Raw genomic sequence first — 18,278 nt, forward strand, 5'->3', positions numbered from 1 at the left:
GCCGAGCGTGTCACCTCGATCTGACACCCGGACAGCATGCCTCACAGTCCAACAAAGTCGACAATATCGAGACCCTTCGCCGGATTCCGATCGAGGGATCGATCCCGGATTGAACCATCTTTTCGGCGGGGGAGGCGGTCGTCATGTGTTAACTTTGGAGCGCTCTCAGAGGTATCGGAATCTCGCGCGAGATTTCAGGGTTGATCGATCCGAACGGGGTTGAGAAATGTCGGCCAGAAAAATGAGACTGAGTCGGATTCATACCGTTGTTGCGGTGCTTGGAGCTCTCCTGTGTGCTCGTGCAGACGATGTCTACGCGCAGCTCGCGGACCAGGTACCGGAGGTACTCGAGGAGGTGGGCGTGACCGAGCACCTGGATGCCAAGCTTCCCCTCGACCTCGAGTTTCGAGACGAGGACGGGAACTGGGTCGAGCTTGGCAGCTTCTTCGACGGCGAACGCCCGGTGATCCTGACCCTCAACTACTACCGCTGCCCCATGCTCTGCGGTTTGATGCTCAACGGGGTGGTGGACGGTCTCGAGGGCATGGACTGGACCCCGGGCGAGGAGTTCGAAATTGTTACCGTCAGCATAGACCCGCTGGAGACCCCCGAACTCGCGCGGGCGAAGAAGCAGAACTACCTCAAGCGTCTTGATCGGCCAGCGGCGGCGAGTGGCTGGCACTTCATGACCGGGCGTGAGCTCGAAATCAAACGGCTCGCAGAAACTGTGGGTTTCTCATTCACCTACGATCCGGCGACCAAGGAGTACGCCCACGCGGCCGTAATCTTCGTCTGTACTCCAGACGGAAGGGTAGCTCGTTATCTCTACGGAATCGAATACCCACCCAAGCGACTCAAGCTCGCGCTGCTCGAATCGTCCGAGGGAAAGGTCGGGTCTACACTTGACCAGCTGATTCTCTACTGTTATCACTACGACCCGACAAATCGCCGCTACACACCTGTCGCAATGAATATTATGCGCGTTGGTGGAGGCGCTACTGTTTTGGTACTGGGAATCTTCATCGGAGGATACTGGCTCCGCGACTGGCGGCGAAAGAACCGAGATGACGCAAAGGAAACGGCTGCATGACCGATCTCAATTTGGCACGGTCGATCCCGGTGTGGACCGCCATGGCGCCCGACCCGGAGGATGGCAGTTTTTGGCTGCCGCCCCAGATCTCGACTGCGGCTTCGAGCGTCGATTGGCTGTTCAACTTCATCCTCGCCATTTCGGTGTTCTTCTTCATCCTGATCGTTGTCGTAATGGTGATCTTCGTCGTCAAGTATCGGCGTCGGGAGGGAGAGGCCGCTGAGCAATCAGCGAGCCACAACCTGCCGCTGGAGCTGACCTGGACGGCCATACCGACCCTGATCGTCATCGCGATTTTCATCTTCGGGTTCAAGGGCTTCCTCGACATGGCGACGCCTCCGGCCAATGCCTATCAGGTTCTGGTCGAGGGCCAGAAGTGGAACTGGAGCTTCACCTATCCCAACGGCTACGTCGACGAGAATCTGCATGTACCGGTCGATCGACCGATCGAGCTGATGTTGTCGTCGGCCGACGTGATCCACAGCCTGTACGTGCCCGCCTTCCGCATCAAAATGGACGTCGTACCGGGCCGGTACTCGAAGGCCTGGTTCGAGGCCACGGTTCCCGGGGAGTACGATTTGTTCTGCGCGGAGTACTGCGGCACGTCGCACTCCGACATGCTGGCGCACGTCATCGTCCACCCGCCGGGAGAGTTCGAGACCTGGCTCGAGAAGGCGTCGAACTTCCTCGAGACGATGTCCCCGGTCGACGCCGGGCGAAAGCTTTTCCAGGTGCGGGGCTGCACCCAGTGTCACAGCATGGACGGCTCCGCCAAGACGGGGCCAACACTGCTCGGCGTCTTCGGCCGATCCGAGCAGCTGACCGACGGAACGACGGTCACGGCAGACGAAAACTACATTCGCGAATCAATCCTCGAACCGAGCGCGCGGGTCGTGGCAGGTTTCGAACCGGTGATGCCGACCTACCAGGGCCGCCTCAAGGACGAGGAGATCCTGGCGATCATCGAGTATTTGAAGGCCCCGACCGGGGCCTCGCAGGACGAGGAGTAGCAGCTGATGGCTGAAGAGAAATCAGCCCCGGGCGGCGATGCTGCGGTTGCGCAGTCCGCGGGCGACGACAATTACCTCACACACGGCAAGGGGATCCTCTCCTGGCTCTTCACCCTCGATCACAAACGTATCGGGGTGATGTACCTGGTGGCGATTCTGTCGTCATTCTTCCTCGGCGGCGTCTTCGCCATGCTGATCCGCGCGGAGCTTTTCACACCCGGCCAGACGATCATGACGGCCGACACTTACAACAAGATGTTTACCCTGCACGGGGCGGTCATGATCTTCCTGTTCATCATCCCGGGAATCCCGGCGACTCTGGGCAACTTCGTGCTTCCGTTGATGCTCGGCGCCAAGGATGTCGCTCTGCCGCGCCTCAACCTGGCGAGCTTTTGGCTGTGGTTGATCGGCGCCACCTTTGCCGTCGTTTCGATCATCGTCGGAGCGGTCGATACCGGTTGGACATTCTATACCCCGTACTCGACGACCACCGGCACAGCGGTGATCTCGATGACTCTCGGTGCCTTCATTCTCGGATTCTCTTCCATCTTCACCGGGCTCAATTTCATTGTCACCATCCACAAGATGCGGCCGGAGGGCATGACCTGGTTCAAAATGCCGCTTTTCCTGTGGGGCCTTTACTCCACGGCGATCATCCAGGTGCTGGCGACCCCGGTCCTCGGAATCACCCTTTTATTGCTGGTCGCCGAACGAACCCTTGGTGTGGGTATCTTCGATCCTGCACTGGGCGGGGATCCGGTTCTGTATCAGCATTTCTTCTGGTTCTACTCGCACCCGGCGGTTTACATCATGATCGTGCCTGCGATGGGTATCATGAGTGAGCTGATCTCGGTCTTTTCAGGAAAGCACATTTTCGGTTACAGGTTCATTGCCTATTCATCGATCGCCATCGCTCTCCTGAGCTTTCTGGTCTGGGGCCACCACATGTTCACCAGCGGTCAGTCGAGCCTCACCAACATGATTTTTTCGGCCCTGACGTTCTCGGTCGCGATCCCTTCGGCGGTCAAGGTATTCAACTGGCTGGCGACGATGTACAAGGGATCGATCTGGCTCGCGGCACCCATGCTCTACGCGTTGTCCTTCCTCTTCCTGTTTGCCATCGGTGGTTTGACGGGTCTGTTTCTCGGCGCGCTCGCGACCGACATCCACCTCCACGACACATACTTCGTAGTCGCGCACTTCCACTACGTAATGTTCGGCGGCACGGTGATCGCATTCCTCGGCGGCATCCACTACTGGTGGCCAAAGCTCTTCGGCCGCATGTACTCCGAACGGTGGGCACAACTGTCGGCATTCCTGATCTTCGTCGGCTTCAATCTGACCTTCTTTACCCAGTTCGTGATGGGCAGCCACGGAATGCCGCGCCGCTACTACGACTACCTGGACGAGTTCACCGCCTACCACCAGGCGTCGACAGTGGGTTCGGGAATTCTAGCCGTCGGCTTCCTGATAATGGCCGGCTATCTCCTGCACTCGCTGGCCCGGGGAGAGAAGGCACCGGCAAATCCATGGGGCGGGGCAACCCTCGAGTGGGAGACGACCTCTCCGCCGCCCTATTACAACTTCGCGCACGAGATGCGCGCCGGCGACCCGTATGATCTCGAAGCCCTCGAGTGGGACCCGTCGATCAAGGGTTACGTGCGGAAGGACCCGTCTTCGGTTCTCCTGGGTGAAGAAGGGACGGGCTGATGGCGGATCACGGGCACGGATCGGGCGACGGGCTGGCCGTCGACCACCACTTCGAAAACGCCGAACAGCAGTACCAGTCTGCAAAGCTCGGCATGTGGGTCTTCCTGGTGACCGAGATCCTCTTCTTCGGCGGGCTCTTCGTTGCCTACAGCGTGTATCGGGCGAACCATCCCGAGATCTTCGTCTTCGGGCACCACTTCCTGGACAAGAACCTCGGCGCCCTCAACACGGTCATCCTGATCTGTAGTTCGTTGACTGCTGCATGGGCGGTCCGTGCAGCTCAGCTCAAACAGATCGGCATGCTCAAGCTGATGATCGCCCTGACGATGCTGTGCGCCTTCGGCTTTATGGGAGTCAAGGCGGTCGAGTACAACAGCAAGTGGAAACACGGCCTCCTGTGGGCTGGAAAGTACGATCCCCACGATGAAGACCACGCAGCGGCCGAAGCCGGGGCTGCCGGCACGGAGGCGCCGGTTGGAGGTGCCCAGGAAGCGCCTGACTCGGAAGTGGCTGAAGGAAGTCCGTCGGTGCCTCCCGCAGACGCCGAGCGGTCGGCCATCTCACCGGCGGCCGAAGGACCTTCCGGGCTCGCCTCTCCGAGCACCACGGACGAAGATGAACACGAGGTCGCGATAGAACCTGCAAATGCCCAGATCTACTTCTCGATCTACTTCCTCATGACAGGGCTCCACGGCATCCACGTGCTCGGTGGCATTGCGGCATTCGCCTGGCTTTTCGTGTGTGCCCGCCGCGGATTCTTCGACAGCGGGCACTTCACCCGGGTGGACATGGTCGCGCTGTATTGGCACCTGGTCGATCTGATCTGGATCTACCTTTTTCTGCTGCTCTACCTGGTTGATTAGGAGGTCCTGATGAGCGAACACCAGAGCTCCGGCGTGCACATCGCGAGCGTCAAGCTGCTCCTCACCGTCTGGGTCGGCCTCATGTTCGGTACCTGGCTCACCGTATCGGCATCCAACGTCGATCTCGGCTCCCTCAACATCTGGGTCGGTCTCGCCATCGCTACGGGCAAGGCGATGCTTGTCGGGCTGTATTACATGCATCTGCGCTGGGACAAACCTTTCAACGCATTCATCTTTCTCGGTGCTTTCTTCTTTCTCTTCCTGTTCATCGGCATCACCATGATGGACTCCGCCCATTACCAGCCGGCACTCATTCCGGGTTACGCACCAGGCATGGGCGATTGAGGATCGCAGTTGAAAGTTACGAGTTGTGAGTTCACAGTTTTCTCCTGCCCACCCAAGGTGAGGCTGGGCAGGGTGGGCGGGATCTCTCAACTCTCAACTCTCAACTCTTGACTCTGTGCGGAGCGGATTTAGAGATGCAAACGCCTCCAAGCTCGGCGATCGGTTCGACGCCCGTTCCGCCGGCTTCCTTCCGACGGATGGGCATGTGGCTGCTGTTGGCCTCCCTCGGTATGCTGTTCGGATCAGTTCTGGTCGGGTTTCTGATCTTGAGGGCGCGGGCCGAGCATTGGCCGCCACCCGGTGCGCCGTCGCTGCCCGGCGGACTCTGGATCAGTACGGCGTTGTTGCTGATCCTCAGCGTCACCCTGGTGCTCGCCGAGCGCGCGGCCCGCAAGGGTCAGCGGGCCTCTCTCGACAGGATGCTCCTTGTCGCGGTTCTCCTGGCAATGGCGTTCCTCATGGTCCAGGTGTCGAACTGGATGCGGATGGCGGCGAGCAGCGTTCTTCCGGACGAGAACCTGCTGGTCTGGTTCTTCTACGTCCTGACCATCCTCCACGCAGCACACGTGGTGTTTGGCCTGATCCCGCTGGTTGTCGTGTCGGTCCGAGCCCGAGCCGGTCGCTACAACGAAGAGGAGCACGAGAGCATCCACCTGGTGGGGATGTACTGGCACTTCTTGTTTGCCACCTGGATCGCAATTCTCTTAGTTTTGCGTATTTAGTTTTGAGGTTCGAGTCAGCCCCCGCCCCCCATGCTTTGTCGCCGAAGGGTGGGTGGGAACTCAAAACTCAAAACTCAGAACTCAAAATTCGCGATGTAGCGTTTGATCGCTTCGTACTGGCTTCGTCCGTCGAGGCCCGCCTCTTCCAGTACCCGGTGGCCGGGTCCGCTGCCCAGATAGCGGCCCTTCATGAAGGGATGGAGGGTAGCGGCTCGGCCCCTCTCCGAAATGATCCACCGATACATTGTCGGCAGGGTGAAGCCGGTGATGCCCATAGCAGATCGGGCTCGACTTTCCGGATAGACAGCGTTTCTTGCCTCGATTGGCAGAAGGTCAAAAAGCTCGGGCGATGCGACGTAGAAGACATCGAGGTCGATGCCGTCGCTTTCAAGCAGGGGCAACGCGTCCTCGATGAAAGCGTAGGTCACTTCGGAACCCTGGAGGACAACGGTTCCGGCTGAGCCGTTGGCGGATCGGCGCAGCTGGTACAACCCCTGGCGGGCGGCATTCGGGGGAGCAAGGCCGAGCGCCGCGCGATCGACCACGGTCTCCGAGGGCCGGGTAACGACGGGGGCGATCACGGCCGGACAACGGCGGAGGGCCTCGCTCACCAGATGCCACACCTCCTGCGGGTCCCACGGCGTGAGACTGATCGCGGCGCCTGCTGGAAAATTCTCCTGCACGAGCTGGAGCGCCTGGGGGTCGGCATGGGTCGGCCCATCCTCGCCGGTCTTCAGACCGGCGTGGGCCAACACGAGGAAAAACGGCCGGTAAGGGCCGGGAGCGATTTCCTGCCGAGCCTGGTTGCCGATCGCGTGCAGGCGCGAGGCGATATGACCAAGCGGTGCCATGAAGGCGCCGTAGGACGATCCGACGCCGATGTGGCGTCCGAAGCTCGACAATCCGGTCATCACGCCGGTGATGGCGTCTTCACAGATACCGCCGATCGACATCAGCCGAGAATCCGGGTTGCTCCGGGCGTTCCAAAACCCTTCGGCGAATCCCTTGCCGCCAGTCGCGACGCTGGTGGAACCGAGCAGATCGGCGGCGGCCAGCAAGAATGCTCCGCCGCTGACCCGGTTGAGGTGGTCGAACACGTTCCCGAGCTCCGCTCGGAGTGTTGTCGCGGCTCCGGGCTCGAGCCGGAGTGGTGCCGGCATCTCCTCAGTGCCGACTGCCTCGAAAACCGCTTCCAACCGGGGGGCCAGAGTGCGAGGTTTTCGCTGCCTCGCGGCAAGTCGTTCGCGCGCAGACCGCAATCGATCTGCGAGAACCTCGACCATATCGGTACGGGCCTCGATCGCTTCGCGAATCGCGCCAAGGGCCTGCCAGTGGCATCTCTCGACCACCGCCAGGTCATTGCCCCGGCCGCACGGCGGTTCGTTCTGGTCGCAGCGCGGAATCTCGAGCCCGACCAGCGATTCGAACGGCGCCAACGCGTGGTAGAAGTCGGCCGAACACAGACTGTGGCCGGCACCGTGGGAGGCCTTGCCTTCGATACCATAGCGCCAGCCTTTGGTGGTGCGGTAGACGATCATCGTCGGCTGGCCGTTGTCGAGCTCCAGGGTTCTTCGTTGTGCGGTGGCGATCTGTTGGAAGTCGGTGCCGTCGTCGACCGAAATGACGTTCCAGTCGTTGAGGTAAGCGAGCTCCCGGGGAGTCCACTGAACGTATTCTCCCGGGACCACGCCTTCGCGACAGACGCGATTGCTGTCGATCGACGCCTGGTTCCAGTCGAGGTGCATGATCGCGTTGCCGAGGGAGGCGGTGCCGGCGGCCGCCAACGCCTCCATCGATCGGCCGGTTGTGAGACCGCCCTCGCCCTCGATGATGTGAACCCTCGGAGGATCATCGCCGAAGTAGTCCGCTCCCCCAACGGCCAGACCGAGGGAGGAGGGAACCCCGACGCCGGAAACACCGGTGGCGAGCTTTACGAACGGCGTTGCAGGTGTCGGATGACCGTCCAGAGGCTTGGCGTTCATGGTGCGAAACAGCGGGGTGTCGGTCACCGGGTTGCGCCGGAAGCCGAGGAGATCCTCGAGCCTGAGCTTGAGGTTGGGTTCTCTTGGGAGCAGCTCGGGGCAACCGATTCGGGCGACCTCGTTGCGAAGTGCCCACATCGCGTAGAGGCCGAGGGCCTTGTGGCCGGCTGCGTACGACATGACGTCGGCATCCAGCCTCTCGGGGGCCGACAGGTCATAGTCCATCGCATCGAAGAGTGCACAGGCGACGAACCGTCCGGACGAGACCGAACCTCCCGGATGCCCCGAGGTCGGGACGTAATTGAACATCAAGGCGCACAGCGAGCGATAGATGAGGTCGAAATCCGTGAACGCGGCGAGCTCTGCGTCGGTCAGGGGATGCGGCGTCGGGGCCAGCGCGCCACCGATGTCGACGGTGATTGCACGACGGTTACCCAGTTCGAGAGCCATAGTGCCTCCGATTTAGCGTCGCCATTATCTCTGCGCGTTTCCGCGTCGACAATCATTATTGGCCTCTCGCCTCCGGCAGGCGGGTCGCCGCCCTGGGTGCGCCCTACGCGCCGGTCTGGTCAATTTCGTCGCAGCGAGGCGACGACGGCCGGAATCGCTGCCAACGAAAGGAGCCCGAGCCCGAGTGCGGTGGCCGTCAGGCCCGCCCACGGCAGGGCGAAGATGCCGATCATCACAGCTCCCAGCGCGGCGCCAGCCTCGTCGGCGGCGAACGCGACCCCAGCGCCTCGCCGGACATGTCCGGCTCCGAGGGCGGTCAGACCCGGGAAGGCCGCCCCGGTGAGGGCACCGCCAGCGGCCAGCAGCAACGGAACCGCAACAAGTGGAAATCCGATGGCGATGCCGGAGGCGAGCAGGAGCGATTCGAGGATGCTGGATGCGAGCAGGGGAGGGAGGTGTTTTGCGGGCTCATTCCATCGGCAGGCGACGGTGGCCCCGGCCGCGAGCCCGGCCATGAACGTCGCCGTGAGGGCGCCGATCTCAGAGTAGACCGAGCCGCGTGTCGCCTGCCAGGTCGCAACCAGGAGCAACCACCAACCCATCGATACCAGACCGACGACGGACGCGGTGGCCACCACCGGCGGACGTCGCGACAACGAGGTCGATAGAAGTCCGAGCACGGCGATCCCGAGGATGACCGCCAATGGCCACGCGCCACGTCTCTCTGCCTCCAACACAGCATTGAGGAGTGGCGGGCGCGAACGTGATTCGTGAAGACCTCCGGCCAGGAGCACGGCTCGTGGGTGACGGACGGTGTTCAACGGGGCCGATGCTGCAAGAGATTCACGAACCGAGTCAGCGCGGTTGCGATCGGTCAGTAGCGGAATCATTTCCGGCGGCAGCATCGAGCTCTCGAGGCCTCGATTGCGAAGCCGCCGGGTCAGCGTATCTGCGCCGAGGTCGATTTGCGCATCGTGACCGCCCGCGACGAGCAGGATCTCCTCACCGGGGATGACATCAACCACCGGAAAGACCTCGCGCACGGTCGCCGAGAGCGTCTCGAGCAATCGTCCGGCGGTTCCGCCGAGATAGGTGTCGGCGACCACGATCCGCATCACGAGAACCCCGTCCGGACTCATGGCGGCGCGGCAGCTGCGCAGGAACTCGAGCGTTCGGGTTCGATTGCGGCGAAGTGTCGTCGGGTTGCCGTCGGCCAGGATAACGAGATCCCACGGACCGGACTCGGTGATCGCCCGCAGCGGGTCCGAGCTCAAGGGTTGAACCTGCGGTTGGGCGAGCGCAGAGGTCACCCCGCTTCCGTACCACTCCGGGAGCGAGCGGAGGAGAACGGGGTCCTCCTCGACAATGACCAGGCGTTCGACCGGGTGGCGAGACATCGCTTCGACGGAGCCGTCGACCGCACAGCCCACAGCAATCACATTTTGCGGATCCGGATGGAGGAGCATCATCAGGTGGGCCTTCGGCAACACCTGGTACGGGTCGGGATAGGAGGCGACGAGTTGTCCGTCGGCGAAGACCACGGTCGGCGGACCGACACTCACCTCCAGCCGTTGCAGCCGTGTCTCGCGCCAATCGCTCAATTCTCCGGGATTGCCGGACCACCGCCAGCCGGCTCGAGCCAGAGCATCGGCTGCGACTGGTGCGACGGCGATCCCGGCGATTCCCACGATCACGGCGAGAGTGCGGGATCGCCACCAGAGACTCGCCGCGAGCACGAGAGCCAGAGTGGTACACAGGGCAGCGGCCGAGCCGAGCCGCATGAGAATCAGGCTGACGGCACAGCCTCCGGCGAGCGCACCCACGGCTTCAATCGCATAGGCTCTGCCGCCGCCTGATGAGCCGAGGGCCCCGGCGAGAATCGGGAAGGCGACGCCGCCCGCGAGCGCCGTCGGAACGACGGCCGCGACCCATAGCCAGATTGCGCTCGCGGTCGTGAGCACCTCTCCGGACGTGGCACCAATCAAGGCCGGTGCAGCGCGAAAGAGCACGACGGCGCTGCCGGCAAGAACGAGAGTGGTCACAGGCATCCATGTCGCTAGTCGCGTCGACCCGAATCGGATTCCGATCCGCGAACCAATGCCCATCCCGATGAGCCACAACCCCATGACCGTGCCCCAGGCCATCTCCGAGCCGCCCATTGTGGCCATCGCCTCGCGCAGAAGAAGAGCCTGGGCGACGACTGTCGAAACGCCCAACAGGAACACTGCCGTCTTCGGTTCTGCGGTGCCAGCTTGCAGGGTCACGAAGCTATTATCGCGCAAGCTGGGGCGTCAATTCTCAAGCATGAATTTTGAGTTTTGAATTACCACCCACCTCCCAGCTATCAGGAGGTCGGCGGGTGGAAATTCAAAATTCAAACTTGAGAATTCAAAATTCTGCTAGGCGAGCTCTTCCAGCACCGCGAGGAGGTGCTTGTAGAACTTCTGCACCGAGGAGATCTGCACGCGTTCCTCGGGCGAATGGGCGTTCTCGATCTGTGGCCCGATGGAAACCACATCCATCCCCGGGACCTTTTCGATCAGCAGCCCGCATTCAAGGCCGGCGTGGATCGCCTTGAGCTCGGCCTTCGATCCGAAGAGGCGTTCGTAGACCTCGGCCGTCTTCTTCACGATCGGAGAGTCGGGATTCGGCTTCCACCCGGGGTAGGCGTCGTCGACGTGGACCGAGGCGCCCGCTTGGCGGCAGATGGAATCCACCTGGCTCCGTACCGCGTACAGCGCGGGCATGATCGAGGATCGGTAGGAGACCGTGATCTCCGTATGGTCGCCCTTGTTGCTGACCACTGCGAGATTGTTGGAGGTTTCGACCAGCCCGTCGACGTCCCGCGACATCGTCAGCACGCCGTGCGGCATGCCGTCGAGAACCCGGAGCAACCGGTCACGGGCGTGCACGTTCATCGGTTGGCGCAATTCGTCGCTGTCGTCAATCTCCTCCACCGCGACCGCGAGATCCGGGTCCGACCCTTCGAACTCTTCCCTGAAGTCCTCGATGCACTTCTCGGCCACCTCTTTGAAGGTCTCGACCTGACCCTTCTCGACCCTGCACAGAACGAATGCTTCACGGGGAATGGCGTTGTGCTTGGAGCCCCCGTCGATGCTGACCAGATCGACCTCGACGCCGCCGGCCATCGCCGAGAGCAGTACCCGTGTGGCGAGCTTGATGGAGTTACCCCGGTTCTCGATGATGTTGAGACCCGAGTGGCCACCGCGAAGCCCGGTCACCGAGACTTTGAGAGGAACAGAGTCCAGCAGAGCCGTCCGCCGGGCTGTCTTGATCGTCGCTATCGAGTCCGCACCGCCGGCGCACCCTATGTAAATCGCACCGTCCTCCTCGGTGTCGAGGTTGAGCATGATGCGGCCGGTCACGATCGACGGGTCGAGATCCTTGGCACCGGTGAGGCCCGTTTCCTCGTCTACCGTGCAGAGGAGCTCCAGCGGCCCGTGAATCGCGTCCGGGTCATCCGCTACGGCCATGCCTGCGGCCAGTCCAATGCCGTTGTCGGCGCCGAGGGTCGTGCCCCTGGCTTGCACCCAGTCTCCGTCCACCTCGACCTCGATGCCCTGGGTCATGAAGTCGTGATCGACGTCGGAGTTCTTTTCACAGACCATGTCGAGATGTCCCTGGAGAATGATTGTGTCGGCGTTCTCGTGGCCCGGGGTAGCTGGGACCTGGATGGTCAGCGAACCAGCAGCATCCTGCACGACCTCGAAGCCTCGGTCGGCGGCCCAGCTCTTGACGCCCTCGATGATTTTCTCCTCGTGTTTCGATGGGCGGGGAATCTGGCGGATCGTGTCGAAGTGTTGCCACAGAAGCTTCGGTTCGAGGGATTCCAGGGGACTGCTCATGACGGACCTCCATTTGATCGGGTGGTGCCGGCGATACCAGCCCCGGCATGATACAGGATCTCGATAGCAGATGCTGGATGCTCGATCCACCACCGGATGCTGGATCCCAGTTACTGGATACTCGATCCGCCCACCCACCCCTCAAAAATTCAGCGAGACCCTATCCAGCATCCAGCATCCAGCATCTGGCCACGGATCGGGGTCGGATCAGAGCAAATGCTCGACGATTTCGACCGCGGTGAGGGCGCCGATTCGCAGTGCGTCGGCCATGCAGGTGAGCGCGAGCTGGGTGCCGTCTGCCGAGATCACAGGCGGTGAGACGATCACCTGCTCGCGATCCGGAACCGAATCCAGGCTCAGCGGCAGCGATTCGATCACCAGCGCATCCGCTTGCTCCAGAGCATCGCGAACGTCGTCCGGCTCGACCGGATGGTCGAAGCTCAGGCCGAGGTGAGCGAGGTGGCCGTGGAAGCAGCCCGCAAGCGTGCGGGTAACCGCCAGCGGGAATTCGGGCAGGAGCAGAGACGCGTCCTCCTGGATTTCGTCGGCAGTGATTTCGACGGCGCTGAATGCGAGCACATGGCCGTGAATCCGTTCCTCGACCTCGGCACCCTGGACTCTCTGAGCGGCCTGCCGGGCGAGAATCTCCACCGCGTCTTTGCCGTAGGCCGACGCGGGATCGACGACGGCCAGCGACCCTCGCAGGTTCGAAAAATGGGCCAGGACCTCAACCATTCTCGAGCACGCGAAAAGAGCCCAATGGGCTACTCTCAGGCGTCTCGTGCCGGAATCGACTTCTCCGACCGATGGATTGGTATGATCGCGAAGCTCATCGAAACCGGTGAGGTCGACCAGAGCCGAATCCGGGTGAATTTCAAGATGCGTGAGCAGGTGGTCGTGGCGCGAAGACCAGCCGTCGGATGCGACGATCACGACATCGATGTGGGCGAGGCTTTCGGCATCTCCCAACGGCGGCACGAGCGCGGATCCCCCGGCAAAATCCACGATCTGGTGCTCTTCGTCGACGTCCGTATGACGGTACTCCCACCCGCCGATGATTCCCTCGAGCCGATCGGCACAGGCAAGGAGTTCGCGACCCTTCAGGGTGAGGGGGTCAACGATCAGAGCTGTCGATGGCATCGGTTTCGCCTCCCGTAGAGGGCCTCGGAGATTCGACGGTGGAGGGTCGACGCCGAATTTTTCCCGTGAGCACCTTGACCGGCGCGGAAAGTACGTAAAAGGCGGCAAAGACTGACAGGAAGTGAGGCGTCAAGGTGATCAGAGAAAAAACCAGTGCGATGAGGAACAGGGCCGGGGCGGGCCACTTCCGTCTCAGATCGAGCTGCTTGCCGGACGTGTACGGAAGGTTCGACACCATCAGCAGAGACAAGCTGAGAACGAAGGCTACGACCACGGGAATGAACCATGGCTGGGTAACTGGAGTCGGTGACGTCAGGACAAGCATGGAGATCGAACCAGCGCCAGCGGGGATGGGCAGGCCGATGAAGTCGAGCGACTCGGGGTGTTGGCTGGAGAAGCGTGCGAGACGAATCGACCCGGCCACGAGAAAGAGGAAGGCGACCGCCATACCAACTCTGGGAACCTCCCAGAGACCCCATTGGTACGCGAGGAGAGCCGGCGCTACGCCAAATGAGGTGACATCTGCCAGCGAGTCGAATTCCTCTCCAAATTGGCTCACCGTACCTGTCAGGCGCGCGATTCGACCGTCGAGGATGTCGGCGAAGATCGCGATCAGGATCAGGATCGAGGCTCGCTCGAAGTGCCCCCTGGAAGACTCCACGATCGAGAGAAAGCCGCAGAACATGTTTGCCACGGTAAAGAGGGAGGGAAGCAGGTAAAATCCTCGCCTCTTGCTGTTCACGGCCTTTCGGCGCTTGATTCGCGGCATTCTCACGACTCGCGGTCTCCGGCGAATGATGCGATCGGCGATTCGCCTGCACGAACGTGATCGCCCTGATTGACTAGGACAGCGGCATCATCTGGTAGAAAAACGTCCACCCGGGAACCATAGCGGATCAAACCGATTCGGTCACCCCGGCGCACCGAGTCGCCCGGGGTGTGGTCGAAGACGATACGCCGAGCGATCAGGCCCGCAATCTGCTTGAGGGCGATCCGACCGGCCGGGCCATCCCAGACCGAAAGATTTTGCTCGTTCTCGAGCGACGCCTTGTCCTTGAAGGCCGAGAACTTCCGCCCTCGGTTGTAGCTGTACTCGATCAGCTCCCCGTCGATCGACGCACGATTAACGTGGACGTTGAATACTGACATGAAGATACTGACCTGCTTCGGAAGCCCGAGCCGCTCCATTTCAGGCGGGGCAGGACACACCTTGATGACCTTTCCATCGGCTGGTGCGCACGCGGTGGCGGGTCCGAAGGGACAGCTACGACTCGGGTTGCGGAAGAAAAAAAGAGCGAACACTCCAGCGGCGGCCAGCGGAATGCCAACAATCGGGAGCCCCGCGATCCAGATGACGGCGCCGGCAAACAGCGGAATCACGACGAAGGGCCAGCCCTCCGGGGCAATCATCGGTGTCCTCGCCCTGACTGGCTTCTCAGGAAGCCGTCCTGCGGAGGCGCTCCATCTCGTCCTTGAGGTGCAGCTTGAGCTTTTTCAGTTGTTTCTGTTCCAACTCCTCTTCAGGCGTCAACCAGGTCTTTCTCTGCAACTCCTCGAGCCGGCGCTCGTGGTTCTGGTGCTGGAGTTGGAGCTCTTCCATCGTGGGAGAATTTTGCTCGACCTGCTCCTGATTTGGGCCCATGCCGATCCTCCTTTGGGAGTGAGGTACGGTGCTTATCGTATCACTAGCGCAACCACGGCTCAAACGTGTGCATTCCGTTAATGAACGGCGCCTGATCACACTGCCTGATCAGGTTTGTCCGGTGGTTGGCCAATTTCAGTAGTACGGTCGATAACCCAGGTCTTGATCCTCGATCGCGCCCTTTTGCCGGAGTTCATCGATGCCCACAACAGCATCGGTGCGGGTCGTGAAGGTCATCTCATGTTGGCGGCTCATGATCAGGGCCTGTTTCGGGCAGGCGTCGACGCAGAAACCGCAGAACACACAACGTAGGAGGTCAATTTCGAAAGTGACCGCGCGCTTCTCCCACTCGACCGTTGCCTCGGGGTCCTCCTCGGCTACGATCGAGATGCAATCGGCTGGGCACGCCGTTTCGCACATGTAGCAGGCGACGCAGCGAAGCGAGCCGTCTTCCCTGACCGTCAGGATATGGCGGCCACGCATTCTCTCCGAGTAATCCCGCTTTTCCTCTGGATATTGAATCGTTGCCACGTCTCGATGACCGAAAAGGTTCCTCAGGAAATGGCGCAGCGTCACGCCCAGACCTTTGAGGATCGGCCCCAGGTAGATCCACTCGCCGAAGCCCTTCTGCGGTCGATCGACGTTGATCGTCGTCACCGGCCTCATCGATCGAGCTCCCCGGCAATGATGTTGAGGCTCGAGAGGATGGCGATCGCGTCCGGAACCAGGTGCCCCTCGAGCATGTGGGGATAGGCCTGGAAGATCGCGAAGCACGGCGGACGTACCTTGATGCGGTAGGGCTTGCCCGTTCCGTCGGAAACCAGATAGTAACCGAGTTCACCGTTGGCTCCCTCGGTCGCCGAGTAGCAGGCTCCTTCAGGAACCTTGATTCCCTCGTAGATCAGTTTGAAATGCCAGATGAGGGACTCCATCTCGGAATAGACCCGGGATTTCGGTGGCAGAGCGACCCGATGGTTGTCGGTAATGACCGGCCCATCCGGCAGGTTGTCGATCGCCTGTTCGATGATTCGCAGGCTTTGCCGCATCTCCTCGAGTCGCACCAGATATCGTCCGTAGCTGTCACCGGTGGTGGCGATCGGAATGTCGAATTCGTAATCCTCGTATCCGAGGTATGGATTGACGCGGCGCAGGTCGTAGGGTACGCCGCATGCACGGAGGCACGGGCCGGTCCAACCCCACCCGATTGCCTCCTCGGCCGACAGCGCACCGATGCCTTCGGTGCGGCCGCGGAAGATCCGATTGGTGGTGACCAGCCTGTCGACATCGTCGATGAACTTCGGGATGCGGCCCAGCAGATATCTGACCTGCTCCTCGAAGTCTGTCGGCACCTCGTGTGCCAGGCCGCCGATGCGCGCATAGGAAACGGTGAGCCGTCCGCCGGCGCACGATTCGAGCAGCGAGTAGATCTCCTCTCGCGGCTGGAAGAAATACCAGAAGTTGGTGAGGGCACCGACGTCGACCAGGGTGGCGCCAAGACACACGGCGTGGTCCATGAGCCGGGAGAACTCGGACAGGATCACCCGCACGACCTGGGCGCGAGGGGGAGCCTCGATGCCGAGCATCTTCTCGACACCGAGTGCATAGCCGACCCCGTTGATCATGCTCGAACAATAGTTGAGGCGGTCCGTGTAGGGGATCACCTCGGGCCAGCCGTGGGTTTCGGACATCTTCTCGAAGCAACGGTGAAGGTAACCGATTTCGCATTCGGCTCGTGTGATGAGTTCTCCGTCCAGGCGAGCAACGATTCGGAGGGTGCCGTGGGTTGCCGGGTGGGAGGGCCCGATATTGATGACCTGGGATTCGAACTCACCATCGCCGCCGTGATCTTCGCCGGCCCACTCCGGGACAAAGGTCTCCGCTTCGGTCAGAACCCAGCGTTTCTCGGGGTCGTAGTCCTTGCGCAGCGCGTGGCCCTGGAAGGCCTCGTGGGTGAGGATACGTCGAAGGTTGGGATGCCCGTCGAAGCGGATCCCCATCAGGTCCCAGGCTTCGCGCTCGAACCAATCGGCCGCCTTCCAGATTCCGAAGGCTGTCGGAACACGCGAATCGTCCTCACCGACCGGCACGCGAACGCGAAATCGGTGGTTTTTCGCCACGCTCGTCAGGTGGTAGACCACCTCGAAACGGTGTTCCCGGTCGGGGTAATCGACACCGCAGATATCGAGCAGAAGATCGCAGTCGAGCTCCGGATGATCGTGAAGGGCGCGAAGCACCTCTATCAGCCGACTCCGATCTGCGGTGATCTCCGTAAGACCGTCCGCCGCCACCGCGACCTCGAGACCTCGTCCGTCTGGAAGGAGCGCAGCAAAATCGATCGGTTGTGAGGTGTCAGGACTTGAGGCGGTCATATTGGGTTTCTCCGCTTTGAATCAGCTCCTGGAGTTTCAGGATTCCCTCCATCAACGCCTCCGGCGTCGGCGGGCATCCGGGTACGTAGACGTCGACCGGGATGAACTCGTCGACACCCTGGACCACGTGATACGCCCGATAAAACCCGCCAGTGCACGCGCAGGCTCCCATCGAGATGACGTACTTCGGTTCTGCCATCTGGTCGTAGATACGTTTCACGACCGGCGCCATTTTGTCGGTGATGGTTCCTGCGACGATCATCATGTCGGACTGGCGGGGTGAAAAACGGACGACCTCAGCTCCAAAACGCGCGAGATCGTAATGCGAGGATACCGTCGACATGAACTCGATCGCGCAGCAGGCGGTGCCAAACGGCAGGGGCCACAGGCTGTTCTTGCGCGCCCAAGCGAGCATCGCGTCGAGCCGTGTCGTGAGCAGCGCGGAGCTGCCGTCAGGTTGGCGCATGCATCCTCCCTGGTGCGTGCGAGGTAGAAGTCGCGCCCGCATTATACAGGCGCCGCTGCCCGTTGAGTGGCCCTCATCAGACCTCCTGTTGAAAGCGGAAAGTCTTGCATTGCGGACCTTTGCGTGATAATTTTTTAGAGTGTGACCGGTGCGCGCGAGAGGTGCAGCCGGCGACGATGGGATGAGATCGGGATCGGGCGGCAGCGATTTTGGGCGCAAAAGAGCAAGGAGATCTGGATGGAGAAGCGACTGTTTGTTGGCAACCTTCCCTACAGCGTCGGAGACAGTGAGCTCGAGTCCGTCTTCGCGAACCACGGCAACGTGGTGGGCGCGATCGTCATCCGCGACCACGAGTCGGGTCGCTCCCGCGGCTTCGGTTTCGTGGAGATGGAGACCGAGGAAATGGCCGAGAATGCCGTTGGAGCGATGGACGGGTTCGAGCTGGAAGGGCGGCGCCTGCGAGTGAACGAGGCGCAACCGAAAAACAACGGTCAGCAGCGGCGCTCCGACTTCGGAGAGCGCTGGTAGCTCAGGAGGGCGCGAACGAAAAAGCCCCGCGAGTGCGGGGCTTTTTCACGTCGAGGCGGTTCGAGCGATTCAACGAGGATGGATCTCCTTGCCTG

Annotated in this window: 17 protein-coding genes; 7 read left to right on the forward strand and 10 right to left on the reverse strand. The window is 61.6% G+C overall.

All coding sequences use genetic code 11. The features are described from left to right. The first annotated feature begins 274 nt into the window (after positions 1 to 274). From LJE93_07665 to LJE93_07690, 6 genes are all read left to right on the forward strand, one after another. Positions 275 to 1,090, forward strand: a complete 816-nt coding sequence (locus LJE93_07665) for an SCO family protein (GenBank protein ID MCG6948772.1) — start codon at positions 275 to 277, stop codon at positions 1,088 to 1,090. Beyond that, positions 1,087 to 2,100, forward strand: a complete 1,014-nt coding sequence (gene coxB / locus LJE93_07670; protein MCG6948773.1) for a cytochrome c oxidase subunit II — start codon at positions 1,087 to 1,089, stop codon at positions 2,098 to 2,100. The genes LJE93_07665 and coxB overlap by 4 nt, the downstream gene beginning before the upstream one ends. Before the next feature lie 6 nt (positions 2,101 to 2,106). Beyond that, positions 2,107 to 3,810: a cytochrome c oxidase subunit I gene (gene ctaD, locus LJE93_07675; GenBank protein ID MCG6948774.1), complete on the forward strand. Its 1,704-nt coding sequence runs from the start codon at positions 2,107 to 2,109 to the stop codon at positions 3,808 to 3,810. Continuing rightward, entirely contained in the window at positions 3,810 to 4,673 is an 864-nt protein-coding gene (locus tag LJE93_07680; protein MCG6948775.1) for a cytochrome c oxidase subunit 3, read from the forward strand. The genes ctaD and LJE93_07680 overlap by 1 nt, the downstream gene beginning before the upstream one ends. Before the next feature lie 9 nt (positions 4,674 to 4,682). Continuing rightward, the gene (locus LJE93_07685) at positions 4,683 to 5,018 is read left to right on the forward strand and encodes a cytochrome C oxidase subunit IV family protein (GenBank protein MCG6948776.1); all 336 of its coding nucleotides are present in this window, start codon (positions 4,683 to 4,685) and stop codon (positions 5,016 to 5,018) included. Between the two features lie 134 nt (positions 5,019 to 5,152). Then, entirely contained in the window at positions 5,153 to 5,740 is a 588-nt protein-coding gene (locus tag LJE93_07690; GenBank protein MCG6948777.1) for a cytochrome c oxidase subunit 3, read from the forward strand. Positions 5,741 to 5,814: 74 nt separating this feature from the next. Here LJE93_07690 and LJE93_07695 read toward each other — a convergent pair whose 3' ends face one another. The 10 genes from LJE93_07695 to nuoB form a co-directional block, all read right to left on the reverse strand. Then, a complete protein-coding gene (locus tag LJE93_07695; protein MCG6948778.1) occupies positions 5,815 to 8,172 on the reverse strand; it encodes a hypothetical protein in 2,358 nt (785 codons plus the stop codon). A gap of 119 nt (positions 8,173 to 8,291) precedes the next feature. Next, entirely contained in the window at positions 8,292 to 10,436 is a 2,145-nt protein-coding gene (locus LJE93_07700; GenBank protein ID MCG6948779.1) for a hypothetical protein, read from the reverse strand. Positions 10,437 to 10,571: 135 nt separating this feature from the next. Next, on the reverse strand, positions 10,572 to 12,038 hold the full coding sequence (locus LJE93_07705; GenBank protein MCG6948780.1) for an aminoacyl-histidine dipeptidase: 1,467 nt from the start codon (positions 12,036 to 12,038) through the stop codon (positions 10,572 to 10,574). A gap of 207 nt (positions 12,039 to 12,245) precedes the next feature. Beyond that, the gene (locus LJE93_07710; GenBank protein MCG6948781.1) at positions 12,246 to 13,178 is read right to left on the reverse strand and encodes a hypothetical protein; all 933 of its coding nucleotides are present in this window, start codon (positions 13,176 to 13,178) and stop codon (positions 12,246 to 12,248) included. Beyond that, entirely contained in the window at positions 13,153 to 13,947 is a 795-nt protein-coding gene (gene pssA, locus LJE93_07715) for a CDP-diacylglycerol--serine O-phosphatidyltransferase (GenBank protein MCG6948782.1), read from the reverse strand. The genes LJE93_07710 and pssA overlap by 26 nt, the downstream gene beginning before the upstream one ends. Positions 13,948 to 13,949: 2 nt before the next feature. Then, complete coding sequence (locus LJE93_07720) at positions 13,950 to 14,588, reverse strand: phosphatidylserine decarboxylase (protein MCG6948783.1); 639 nt, start codon at positions 14,586 to 14,588, stop codon at positions 13,950 to 13,952. Positions 14,589 to 14,613: 25 nt separating this feature from the next. Further along, a complete protein-coding gene (locus tag LJE93_07725) occupies positions 14,614 to 14,820 on the reverse strand; it encodes a DUF465 domain-containing protein (protein MCG6948784.1) in 207 nt (68 codons plus the stop codon). Positions 14,821 to 14,955: 135 nt separating this feature from the next. After that, the gene (locus tag LJE93_07730; protein MCG6948785.1) at positions 14,956 to 15,486 is read right to left on the reverse strand and encodes an NADH-quinone oxidoreductase subunit I; all 531 of its coding nucleotides are present in this window, start codon (positions 15,484 to 15,486) and stop codon (positions 14,956 to 14,958) included. Continuing rightward, positions 15,483 to 17,189 carry an NADH-quinone oxidoreductase subunit D gene (locus tag LJE93_07735; GenBank protein MCG6948786.1) on the reverse strand — a complete coding sequence of 569 codons (1,707 nt, stop codon included), beginning with the start codon at positions 17,187 to 17,189 and terminating at the stop codon, positions 15,483 to 15,485. Before LJE93_07735 ends, LJE93_07730 begins: the two co-directional genes overlap by 4 nt. After that, entirely contained in the window at positions 17,170 to 17,655 is a 486-nt protein-coding gene (gene nuoB / locus LJE93_07740; protein MCG6948787.1) for an NADH-quinone oxidoreductase subunit NuoB, read from the reverse strand. Before nuoB ends, LJE93_07735 begins: the two co-directional genes overlap by 20 nt. Before the next feature lie 237 nt (positions 17,656 to 17,892). Here nuoB and LJE93_07745 point away from each other — a divergent pair, with 237 nt between their 5' ends. Beyond that, positions 17,893 to 18,183: an RNA-binding protein gene (locus LJE93_07745; protein ID MCG6948788.1), complete on the forward strand. Its 291-nt coding sequence runs from the start codon at positions 17,893 to 17,895 to the stop codon at positions 18,181 to 18,183. The last annotated feature ends 95 nt before the right edge of the window (positions 18,184 to 18,278 follow it).

Source organism: Acidobacteriota bacterium, from assembly GCA_022340665.1.
In the GTDB taxonomy this organism is placed as follows: Bacteria; Acidobacteriota; Thermoanaerobaculia; order Thermoanaerobaculales; family Sulfomarinibacteraceae; genus Sulfomarinibacter.

Coding starts and splice junctions, on each gene's coding strand:
- LJE93_07680 (MCG6948775.1), top strand. CDS start 3,810: ATGGCGGATCACGGGCACGGATCGGGCGACGGGCTGGCCGTCGACCAC.
- LJE93_07725 (MCG6948784.1), bottom strand. CDS start 14,820: ATGGGCCCAAATCAGGAGCAGGTCGAGCAAAATTCTCCCACGATGGAA.
- LJE93_07730 (MCG6948785.1), bottom strand. CDS start 15,486: ATGAGGCCGGTGACGACGATCAACGTCGATCGACCGCAGAAGGGCTTC.
- LJE93_07710 (MCG6948781.1), bottom strand. CDS start 13,178: ATGCCATCGACAGCTCTGATCGTTGACCCCCTCACCCTGAAGGGTCGC.
- LJE93_07685 (MCG6948776.1), top strand. CDS start 4,683: ATGAGCGAACACCAGAGCTCCGGCGTGCACATCGCGAGCGTCAAGCTG.
- coxB (MCG6948773.1), top strand. CDS start 1,087: ATGACCGATCTCAATTTGGCACGGTCGATCCCGGTGTGGACCGCCATG.
- LJE93_07695 (MCG6948778.1), bottom strand. CDS start 8,172: ATGGCTCTCGAACTGGGTAACCGTCGTGCAATCACCGTCGACATCGGT.
- pssA (MCG6948782.1), bottom strand. CDS start 13,947: ATGCCGCGAATCAAGCGCCGAAAGGCCGTGAACAGCAAGAGGCGAGGA.
- LJE93_07690 (MCG6948777.1), top strand. CDS start 5,153: ATGCAAACGCCTCCAAGCTCGGCGATCGGTTCGACGCCCGTTCCGCCG.
- LJE93_07735 (MCG6948786.1), bottom strand. CDS start 17,189: ATGACCGCCTCAAGTCCTGACACCTCACAACCGATCGATTTTGCTGCG.
- LJE93_07705 (MCG6948780.1), bottom strand. CDS start 12,038: ATGAGCAGTCCCCTGGAATCCCTCGAACCGAAGCTTCTGTGGCAACAC.
- LJE93_07745 (MCG6948788.1), top strand. CDS start 17,893: ATGGAGAAGCGACTGTTTGTTGGCAACCTTCCCTACAGCGTCGGAGAC.
- LJE93_07720 (MCG6948783.1), bottom strand. CDS start 14,588: ATGATTGCCCCGGAGGGCTGGCCCTTCGTCGTGATTCCGCTGTTTGCC.
- nuoB (MCG6948787.1), bottom strand. CDS start 17,655: ATGCGCCAACCTGACGGCAGCTCCGCGCTGCTCACGACACGGCTCGAC.
- ctaD (MCG6948774.1), top strand. CDS start 2,107: ATGGCTGAAGAGAAATCAGCCCCGGGCGGCGATGCTGCGGTTGCGCAG.